This window comes from Rhodococcus sp. Leaf233, from assembly GCF_001426165.1.
GTDB classification, from domain to species: domain Bacteria; phylum Actinomycetota; class Actinomycetes; order Mycobacteriales; family Mycobacteriaceae; genus Rhodococcoides; species Rhodococcoides fascians.
The window spans coordinates 548,587-557,662 of sequence record NZ_LMRO01000012.1 but is presented as its reverse complement, the minus strand read 5'-3'; the positions used below and the strand labels follow the sequence as shown (position 1 = coordinate 557,662).

At 62.5% G+C, this 9,076-nt stretch carries 10 protein-coding genes and 2 pseudogenes; 4 read left to right on the top strand and 8 right to left on the bottom strand.

All coding sequences use genetic code 11. The features are described from left to right. Window positions 1–29: 29 nt before the first annotated feature. From dnaB to ASH04_RS22385, 4 genes and pseudogenes are all read left to right on the top strand, one after another. The gene (gene dnaB / locus ASH04_RS22400; RefSeq protein ID WP_027495083.1) at window positions 30–1,424 is read left to right on the top strand and encodes a replicative DNA helicase; all 1,395 of its coding nucleotides are present in this window, start codon (window positions 30–32) and stop codon (window positions 1,422–1,424) included. 81 nt (window positions 1,425–1,505) lie between these two features. After that, on the top strand, window positions 1,506–2,276 hold the full coding sequence (locus tag ASH04_RS22395; protein WP_052066687.1) for a DUF3800 domain-containing protein: 771 nt from the start codon (window positions 1,506–1,508) through the stop codon (window positions 2,274–2,276). A 186-nt stretch (window positions 2,277–2,462) separates the two neighbouring features. After that, window positions 2,463–2,774, top strand: a pseudogene (locus tag ASH04_RS26310) (DnaB-like helicase C-terminal domain-containing protein); the annotation flags it as partial. A gap of 89 nt (window positions 2,775–2,863) precedes the next feature. Next, entirely contained in the window at window positions 2,864–3,121 is a 258-nt protein-coding gene (locus ASH04_RS22385; RefSeq protein ID WP_032367678.1) for a DUF3297 family protein, read from the top strand. 46 nt (window positions 3,122–3,167) lie between these two features. On the opposite strand, the gene ASH04_RS22380 is transcribed toward ASH04_RS22385, so the two are convergent. The 8 genes and pseudogenes from ASH04_RS22380 to ASH04_RS22345 form a co-directional block, all read right to left on the bottom strand. Beyond that, complete coding sequence (locus tag ASH04_RS22380) at window positions 3,168–5,348, bottom strand: heavy metal translocating P-type ATPase (RefSeq protein WP_057474571.1); 2,181 nt, start codon at window positions 5,346–5,348, stop codon at window positions 3,168–3,170. A gap of 18 nt (window positions 5,349–5,366) precedes the next feature. Next, window positions 5,367–5,651, bottom strand: a complete 285-nt coding sequence (locus ASH04_RS22375) for a DUF1490 family protein (RefSeq protein ID WP_057474651.1) — start codon at window positions 5,649–5,651, stop codon at window positions 5,367–5,369. Window positions 5,652–5,684: 33 nt separating this feature from the next. Continuing rightward, window positions 5,685–6,233 (bottom strand): hypothetical protein, encoded by a 549-nt coding sequence (locus ASH04_RS22370; RefSeq protein ID WP_057474570.1) that lies wholly within the window; start codon window positions 6,231–6,233, stop codon window positions 5,685–5,687. Then, entirely contained in the window at window positions 6,223–6,984 is a 762-nt protein-coding gene (locus tag ASH04_RS22365) for a class I SAM-dependent methyltransferase (protein WP_057474569.1), read from the bottom strand. Before ASH04_RS22365 ends, ASH04_RS22370 begins: the two co-directional genes overlap by 11 nt. Before the next feature lie 9 nt (window positions 6,985–6,993). Beyond that, window positions 6,994–7,467: a GNAT family N-acetyltransferase gene (locus tag ASH04_RS22360; RefSeq protein ID WP_057474568.1), complete on the bottom strand. Its 474-nt coding sequence runs from the start codon at window positions 7,465–7,467 to the stop codon at window positions 6,994–6,996. Between the two features lie 17 nt (window positions 7,468–7,484). Continuing rightward, on the bottom strand, window positions 7,485–7,823 hold the full coding sequence (locus ASH04_RS22355) for a hypothetical protein (RefSeq protein WP_057474567.1): 339 nt from the start codon (window positions 7,821–7,823) through the stop codon (window positions 7,485–7,487). 39 nt (window positions 7,824–7,862) lie between these two features. Further along, window positions 7,863–8,372, bottom strand: a complete 510-nt coding sequence (locus ASH04_RS22350; protein WP_057474566.1) for a putative immunity protein — start codon at window positions 8,370–8,372, stop codon at window positions 7,863–7,865. A 12-nt stretch (window positions 8,373–8,384) separates the two neighbouring features. Continuing rightward, window positions 8,385–8,755: pseudogene (locus ASH04_RS22345) on the bottom strand (VOC family protein). Between the last annotated feature and the right edge of the window lie 321 nt (window positions 8,756–9,076).

Sequence of the window (9,076 nt, the reverse complement as noted above, 5' to 3'; positions counted from 1 at the left end):
GGACTATGGGGAGAGGACGGCCGGTTCGCGTGGCAGTTGTGGACGATCGAGGACAGTCCGACTACTCCGGCTCCTCCTCCAGCGAAGGTCCGGGCGAAGACTTCGGGCGACAGCCGCCACAGGACATGGCCGCCGAACAGTCCGTGTTGGGCGGCATGCTGCTGAGCAAGGATGCCATCGCCGACGTGCTCGAGGTGCTCCGTCCGGGCGACTTCTACCGGCCGGCTCACCAGAACGTCTACGACGCCATTCTCGACCTCTACAGCCGCGGTGAGCCTGCCGACCCGGTGACCGTCTCGGCCGAGCTGGATCGCCGCGGCGAGCTCAAGCGCATCGGCGGCCCGCCGTACCTGATCACGCTGACTCAGACGACGCCCACCGCCGCCAACGCCGGGTACTACGCCGAGATCGTGGCGGAGAAGTCCATTCTCCGGCGGCTCGTGCAAGCCGGTACCCGCATCGTGCAGTTCGGTTACGCCGGAGCTGACGGTCAGGACGTCGCCGAGGTCGTCGACCGCGCACAGGCAGAGGTGTACGAGGTCACCGAGCGACGTACCTCCGAGGACTTCCTACCCCTCGAAGAGTTGCTGCAGCCCACGATGGACGAAATCGACTCCATCGCCAGCCGCGGCGGCATCTCCCTCGGCGTGCCGACGGGATTCGCCGAACTCGACGAGATCACCAACGGTCTTCACCCTGGTCAGATGATTATCGTCGCGGCGAGGCCTGGCGTGGGTAAGTCGACCCTAAGTATGGATTTCATGCGTTCGTGCTCCATCAAGCACGGCATGCCCAGTGTCATCTTCTCTCTGGAGATGAGTCGCACCGAGATCGTCATGCGTCTGCTGTCCGCGGAAGCGAAGATCAAGCTCGGTGACATGCGTTCCGGAAAGATGACCGACGACGACTGGACCAAGCTGGCCCGTCGCATGAGCGAGATCAGCGAAGCACCGCTTTTCGTCGACGATTCGCCCAACCTGACGATGATGGAAATTCGAGCCAAGGCGCGACGCCTGAAGCAGCGCAACGGCCTGAAACTCATTGTGGTGGACTACCTTCAGCTGATGTCGTCCGGCAAGAAGGTCGAGTCGCGTCAGCAGGAGGTCTCGGACTTCTCCCGTCAGCTCAAGCTGTTGGCCAAGGAACTCGAATGCCCGGTGGTCGCGGTCTGCCAGCTCAACCGTGGTCCCGAGCAGCGAACCGACAAAAAGCCGATGGTCTCGGACCTCCGTGAGTCCGGCTCACTCGAGCAGGACGCCGACATGGTGATTCTGCTGCACCGCCCCGACGCCATCGAGCGCGACGACCCCCGCGGCGGCGAGGCCGACCTGATCCTCGGCAAGCACCGTAACGGCCCGACCGCGACAATCACTGTGGCGCACCAGCTGCACCTGTCCCGATTCGTGGACATGGCGCGGGGCTAAGGCGATGTTCTTTTGCGCTGAGCGCGTTCGTACGTGCATTCAGGTCGTTGCTGTTCGTCCGACTGCCATTTGACTGCCTTGATGCAACTTTCGGATCAGTTTGTCGGACCACGCTTGGAGTTCGCATACATCGACGAGTCCGGTGACACCGGCATGGGTACTGGCGGTTCAACGACGTTCACGCTCGGATGTGTCTTAGTTCCAGCCGACGATTGGACGACAAGGCTAGATCGTGTGATCGAAATGCGACGGGCCGTGCGCGATTTGTACCAGATTCCGATGAGGCAGGAAGCGAAGGCGAACCATATTGTCGGGGTGAAAAAGGTCTACCGCGATCTCGGTCTAGGAGATGGGCAAATGCGCGACCTGTACCAGCGGCATTTTAGAACTCTGGTCGCCGTGTCGTCCGGAGTCTTCGCAATCTCGATTCGCAAGGACCTCGTGCAGAAGCGTGACCTCGACGTATTCGATAGATCTTGGACGTATCTATTGGAACGATTGCGTAAGCGTAGTGATTCGAGCGGCGTTCCGATCGTGATCGTCCACGACATCGGTCAGAACGACGAGGTGCGAAAGTTGGTTCGCCGGTTTCGGCGCATTACATGGTCCGCAGTAGGCGACCGAGTCAATGCGCGTCACATCATCGAGGATTCTGTGCCTAGGGATTCGCAGCAGTCCTATTTCATACAGCTCGCGGACCTGGTTGCCTACGCTGCTTCCGTAAAAGCGCTTCCCCGCAACGGACGAACGGCGAAGATCTGCAACGACGAGATGTGGGACCTGCTTGCGCCGATTCATGTCAACAAAGTCTCGCAGCGAGGCGACGGAATTTACTTGTTTCCGCCGAAATGAAGAGGGGCCTCCTCTCGGAGGCCCCTTGACGGCTAACCTACCTCGGCCATGCGGCCGGCTCAGCTAGCAACTTCAGGACACCATGCTGGAGCCAAAATAGTCAAGCGGTGGCGTCACGGAAGTTCCGGAACGAGGGGTGCAGCTCAACCTGCTACGTCAGCGACGTGCAACGCTTACGGACCGACTTTCTCCCGTCAGCTCAAGCTGTTGGCCAAGGAACTCGAATGCCCGGTGGTCGCGGTCTGCCAGCTCAACCGTGGTCCTGAGCAACGAACCGACAAGAAGCCGATGGTCTCGGACCTCCGTGAGTCCGGCTCACTCGAGCAGGACGCCGATATGGTGATTCTGTTGCACCGCCCCGACGCCATCGAGCGCGACGATCCCCGCGGCGGCGAGGCCGACCTGATCCTCGGCAAGCACCGTAACGGTCCGACCGCGACAATCACTGTGGCACACCAGCTTCACCTGTCCCGATTCGTGGACATGGCGCGGGGCTAGGGACAGCGGCGCTGGTCCAACGCTGGGTCGCGTATTCTTCATGGGGTTCAGACCCCAGCACGCAACGCAGCACATCGACGAAAGTAATCATGCCCGAGGACCAGAACACAGACGTTCCACCGAATCATCTCTCGATCGATCCGAGCAGCCGCTTCTACAACGAAGAGGTTCTTCGCCGCGACGTGGGCATTCGCTTCAACGGCGTCGAGAAGACGAGCATTCGCGAATACAACGTGTCCGAGGGTTGGGTGCGTGTCGAGGTCCCGACCGCGAAGGATCGCTACGGAAACCCCATGCTCGTCAAGCTCAAGGGCACAGTCGAACCGTACTTCCGCGACGCAAAATAGCGAAGTAGGTACCGGACACCTCGCCCTGGCGTTCGGTACCTGCTGATCAGAGTCGGTATCGGATCAATCGCGAACTGTTGCCGACCACCGCGACCGACGAGGCGTTGTGCAGGATTGCCGCCAGCACTGGGGACAGCGCACCACCGGCGCTGACCGCCAAGCCGAGAGCGTTGACGGCGATGGACATTCCGTAGTTCTGACGGATGACCGACACCGAGTGGCGGCCGAGGTCACGTACGTCGAGCAGACGCGACAAGTCGTCGCTTGCCAGTGCCACGTCCGCGGTCTCGACGGCAACGTCGGTGCCCGCCAATCCCATTGCGATTCCGATATCGGCGACGGCCAAAGCAGGGGCATCGTTGGTGCCGTCACCGACCATCGCCACGACGTAGCCTGCGTCCTGCAGTTCTCGGACGGCTTCGAGCTTTTCGTCGGGCATCACTTCGGCACGCCACTCGGTGATGCCGAGTTCCGCGGCGACCGCCGCCGCTGTCTTCGGGTGGTCGCCGGTGAGCATGATGATGCGTTCGACACCGTCGGCTCGAAGCGCGTTCAGAACGGCGGATGCGTTGGTACGGACTTCGTCGCGGAGACTGATCAAGCCGACGAGTACGCCGTCGACGGCCAGCAGCAGCGGAGTCTCGGCCTCGTCCTGCAGCCGCGAAACCCATTGCTGCGCATCCTCGGACACCGCGACGTTTTCGCTGCGCAGGAGGGATGGACTGCCCAGGAGCAGCGTCCGTCCGTCTGCGACCGTCCGCATGCCGAGTCCGACGATCACCTCGCACTCCTCGTGCGGCGGGATGACGATGTGCCGTTCCTCGGTACTCCGAATGACAGCCTCTGCCAGAGGATGTCGCGAGTGGATCTCGGAGCTCGCCGCGTAGGCCAGCACCTGCTCCGGTTCCCAATCGTCCTGGAACGACACGACATTGGTCACTACGGGGCGTCCCACCGTGAGGGTTCCGGTCTTGTCGAACACGAAGGCGTCGACCCTGCCGGCCTGTTCGAGGTGCGATCCGCCCTTGATGAGAATGCCTCTGCGAGCACCGTTTCCGATGGCTGCGCTGATGGCGGTCGGCGTGGACAACCCCACCGCGCACGGGCACGCCACGAGCAGCATCGTCATGGCACGTCGAACATCCCGGGTGACGACGAGAGTCAGCGCCGACAGGATGAAGGACGCGGGGACGAAGCGTCGTGAAAAGTTTTCTCCCACAGTCTGAATTGGTGCACGATCTTCCTGCGCCTCCTCGACGCGAGAGATGATGCGGCCGATCGTGGTGTCGCGACCGACGGCGGAGGCACGCACGACGAGGCGGCCACGGACGACGACGGATCCCGCATGAATACGGTCTCCGGCGACGATCGACACCGGCAAGGTCTCGCCGGTGATCGCGGACTGATCCACCACCGCGTCACCGTCGACCACGGTGCCGTCGACGGGAACGCCCACGTGGTCGTGCACGACGACCTCGTCGCCGATCTCGAGTCGATCGACGTCGACGGAGATCTCGGAGCCGTCGGGCAGCCTGATCCAGGCGGTGTCTTGTGTGCCGGTCAACAAATCGGAGATCGCGCGTCGAGTTCGCTTGAGGGTCAATTCCTGCAGGTACTCGCCGATGTTCAGGAGCCACAGCACGGTGAGGGCGACGACGTTCTCGCGCAGCACGAGGCTGGCCACGGTTGCGGCGCTGACGAGCGCGTCGGTTCCTGCCGTCCTGTTGCCGGCAAGCGAGCGCACGGCTCCCTTGAGAAACGGGTAGCCGGTGAAGATCGTTGCGCCGGTGGCAACGAGACGGCTGGTGGGGCCGAGGATGGGCGGCCGACGGAACGCGTAGCGGCGAAGGCCGAGAAGGACCAGAGCGGCGCCGCCGATAGTCATCCGCAGGACATCGCCGCTGGTGACGTCAGCTGAGCGCGGACTACGGACCGGTACCAGGGCCCAATTCGTCGAGCGCCCGGCATTCACCGCGTCGAAGAGTTCGGCCCTGTCGATGCGTGTGCGGGAGTACCAGATGACGACCGACGCCGTCCGCGGGTACGCATGAACGGCGCGCACTCCGCGGATCTTGTCCACGTGGTCCTCGACCGCAACTGCACGGCCCGGGCTCGAGCGGAGCCAGTCGACGCGAAGGCGAATGCGGCCGGCAGCGTCGGAGAGGATTTCGATGCCGTCTGCCTGCGTCGCGTCGATGTCGAGGGGGCGTTGGGCGAGGGTCGTCATAATCGGAAGCAGTCCCGGTCAGTGCGCGTGGCCGTGGCCTGCATCGGAGGCCGTGGGCGGCTGAACCTCTTCACCGATCCGGTCCCGGGCCTCGGCGACGACGTCGGACACGGCCAGCCGGGCCGATTCCGCGTGAACCTCGGCCTTGCGCGCTGCGCGCAGACCGAGTTCGGTGGCCGACACCACAGCCTTGCGGACGGGGGCCTTCTCGTACAGCTTCTTGGCACCGTTGTATGCGGCGACGCCGACTGCACCCGTCACGACCGTCGATACTGCCTTCGCGACGATGATCGGAAACGCCATGTTGTAGCTCCTCGAATTCGAACCGATACCCACTTATTGGGAATCATATTCGTTTCCAGTGATCATGGCGACTCGCGGGGTCCCAGGGCGCAGGGCCACCCATACGTCGATCGGGCCCGGGTGAGGTTGGGCGAGCCAGTCGCAGGCACGTCGATCGAGGTGCAAATACCCCAATGTCACCACCAGTGTTCCATCGCTGTCGCGATACGCGCCCGTCGCGCTACGAAGATCCGACTCGCTCTGCTCTACGGATTCCAGGACGGCATTCCTGGTCCAGGTACTCCCGGCCGGACCAGGAATGCGCAGTGCGGGTTCCCCAGGAAATTCGGGCCTGTCGATGCCATCGATCACGTCGGCTTCGATGGCTCCATCGAGCAACGTGCCGCTAAGCGACACCCACCCACCCGATGGCATGACGGGGCTGCGTACAGACACCGGGACGGTCGCTGCGCTTTCGGTCGCTGTCCGCTCGTCGGGGGCATTGGGCGTGAAGCGAATCGATCCGTCACGGACGATCAGTGCGCCGATTCCTACGATCGAATCGCCTGATTCGACAACGAACGAACCGATGTCAGATGTCATCGGTTCGCCTGGTGGATCGAAAAGCTCTGGTCACATAAGGCAGGTCGATCGTTGTGGACCCATGCAGCCCTATCTCGTCGAACAAGGTGGCGAGATTCTGATCTATGCCGTTGCGCTCGTCGGCCGTCGCGGTGATGTAGAAGCTGCGCGATCGAACCAGGTCGGTCAACAGCGACCGGTTCACCGTGCGAGACCACGCCCATTCTCGCTCTTCGAGATGATCGAAGGGCTCGGCTATCGGCGGCGGTCCGTCGTCGAACATGGCCATCGCTCCACCACGTGAGACCACGGAGTTGAGGCGTCGAACCCAGGGCTGTGACTCGTCGCGAATGTTCCAGATCAATCCCAGCACACCGCCAGGACGCAGGACCCGTCCGATCTCGCGTGACGCGGCCACTGGATCGACCCAGTGCCAGGCCTGTCCGAGCAGCACTCCATCGAGACTCTCGTCGTCTATTGGGAGGGACTCGGCAGTACCGACCTTGGTCGGGACACCCGGTACCGCGATCCGCAGGGCGTTGAGCATGGCGTTATCGGGGTCGACGGCAATGGCGTCGCAACCAGCGCCAACGATGTTGCGGGTGAGCTTGCCCGTGCCGGCACCGACGTCGGCGACTCGTGGACGACGATCGGACGCGAGAGTGGGCTCCAACATCCACGCGACTGCGTCCGACGGGTATTCGGGACGAGCAGATTCGTACACCTCGGCGGCGGTCCCGAACGACGTCGAGCTGTTATCCCGGCTAACCATAAGGTCACGTTACCCGTCCGGTTCGAGCTCGAGTTCGTAGTAGAGAGCCTTCGGTCCCTCACCGCGTCCTTCGTGGCAGTCGAAGCCGCGCTTCTCGTACACATGGCGCGCTGCCTCGTCGTCTTCCGAGGTATTGAGGTCCATATAGGTCGCACCCCTGCCGCGGGCATGGTTGATGACGTCGTCGAGAAAGGTTGTGCCGTATCCCTTCCCGCGTAGACCAGGCTGAATGTAGAACTCGGCGAGATAGGCCTCGATATCTGCGCTCCACGTTCCGGTCCGGAATCGAAGAACTGCAACACCGATCGGGGGAGTCCCGAATGTCAAGACGCTTGTGTCACCGGATGTGACCAGCCTGTTCAAATGGGCTGCAAGCCATTGGGGCTCGGGTGCCGGGTCGTCGTACTCGCGATTGAAATCGACCAACAGGTTCGCGGCCTCGAAGAGCCCGTCGGAATCGCTGACGTCACTTGTGCCGGTCATGTCTACTCCTCGAGGTGTCAATTTTCTGGTTGAACAAGCCTTTTGGCATCGAGCAAACCGAGACCGGGATGCATTTCGCGCAGCGCTTTGATGGCGTAGACAGTTCGGCCGGATTCTGCGACAACCGCGTCGACATCCTCGGCGGGTACGGCCTCAGGAGCAATCTTGTTGGGCACGAGCCAGGACCGTCCGTGTCGGTACCAGAGCCACGGGGCGGCTACCGCCAGCACTACCAGCTTCGACCAGTTCCACATCGACGACGGTTCGGACACGATATCGGCGATCGCTGAAAATACGAGCAAGGCCAGCCAGATGCCGAGCAGGTACCGGGTCCAACGACGTTGACGATCGTTCATGCCTCCATGCTGTCACTGCCGTTCGATCCCGACAACGCGTCAGCGTCGCAATTCGGCATCGAGTTGAGTGAGAAGTGTGCCGAAACTCGTGCGCCCGGTGGCCGGTGTTGGAAAGCGGCGCAAGACCGAACGCACGGTCGCGTCGGCTCGATCATGGATCCATTCGATCTGTTCTACAACAGCTTTGGAGTCCGTCAGCATCAGATGCACGGCAGAACCGAGAATGTGCTTGACCTGATGGGGGCTGTACAGCGGATGGAGAAAGGCGGCACCGGCGGCGTGCATGGCGGACAGTGCGGCGTCCGTGGCCGCAGATGCCGGCACCTCGCGGGCAGCTTTGTGCGCTGCCCAGGCGAGTTGGCGGAGTGCTGCCGTGCGTTGGCCGGTCTCGGCAAACGTCTCAGCCCCGTCGATCGCCGAACGTGGACGGAGATCGTTCGAGTGCGAGGCCTCGCAAATCGGCAAGGCCCGACGGGCACAGGCAGCTGCGAAGGCCACAACCTCCCGAATGTCGTCGAGACTCAGCTCCACTGCAGAGGATTCGCCCACCTCATAATCGCCTCAACCTTCGTGCACCTCTGTAGTGATGCAGAAGGGGTGGCCGGCGGGGTCGAGGAGAACTCGCCACCGCGGGTCCGGTTGCTCCTCTGCTTCTGTCGCCCCACATTCGACTGCATGAGCGACGGATCGTCGAGGCTCACTCCCGCATCGAGATCGAAGTGCACGATGGACGCCGACGGCCATGTAGGCGGGATGTAGTTCGCCACTCTTTGCGCAACGATGTTCAGGCCCGAGTGCGTGCGAATCCCCGAGCTCGACGGGTTCTCCCACAACAGGTCTCCGCCCAGAAGCGCAAGGTAGAAGCGAGCGAGGGCTACCGGTTCGGGGCAGTCGATGGATATCCCTGCTACGTCGAGGTGTGGACGCGACATGTCACGAGAATACGGTGGCCCCCAGCGTGGCGACGACTATCACGAAGACGAACAGGAGTAGCCAGCCCTCCCAGGTGTGCGGGCTGATTCCCCAGCCGTACCGTTTCGGGCCGAACCAACTTCGGGGTGGATTGAAAGCCATAGCGCCGTCCTGCCTGTTCGGAGTCGCGTCCACCCTACGAAGCCACCAGACTATTCGCAATGATAATGACCTGGTCGTCGGTGGTGCGCTGAGTGTCCATAATTCGGCTCGAGAATCGGGAAAGCGCGCCGGCCTAGTAATAGTGGACACTGTGCACACCTTCTGAGAAGATCCAGCCG

Excerpts from the sequence above, each read along its gene's own strand:
- ASH04_RS22395 (WP_052066687.1), top strand. The coding sequence starts at position 1,506 with ATGCAACTTTCGGATCAGTTTGTCGGACCACGCTTGGAGTTCGCATAC.
- ASH04_RS22385 (WP_032367678.1), top strand. The coding sequence starts at position 2,864 with ATGCCCGAGGACCAGAACACAGACGTTCCACCGAATCATCTCTCGATC.
- ASH04_RS22380 (WP_057474571.1), bottom strand. The coding sequence starts at position 5,348 with ATGACGACCCTCGCCCAACGCCCCCTCGACATCGACGCGACGCAGGCA.
- ASH04_RS22375 (WP_057474651.1), bottom strand. The coding sequence starts at position 5,651 with ATGGCGTTTCCGATCATCGTCGCGAAGGCAGTATCGACGGTCGTGACG.
- ASH04_RS22370 (WP_057474570.1), bottom strand. The coding sequence starts at position 6,233 with ATGACATCTGACATCGGTTCGTTCGTTGTCGAATCAGGCGATTCGATC.
- ASH04_RS22365 (WP_057474569.1), bottom strand. The coding sequence starts at position 6,984 with ATGGTTAGCCGGGATAACAGCTCGACGTCGTTCGGGACCGCCGCCGAG.
- ASH04_RS22360 (WP_057474568.1), bottom strand. The coding sequence starts at position 7,467 with ATGACCGGCACAAGTGACGTCAGCGATTCCGACGGGCTCTTCGAGGCC.
- ASH04_RS22355 (WP_057474567.1), bottom strand. The coding sequence starts at position 7,823 with ATGAACGATCGTCAACGTCGTTGGACCCGGTACCTGCTCGGCATCTGG.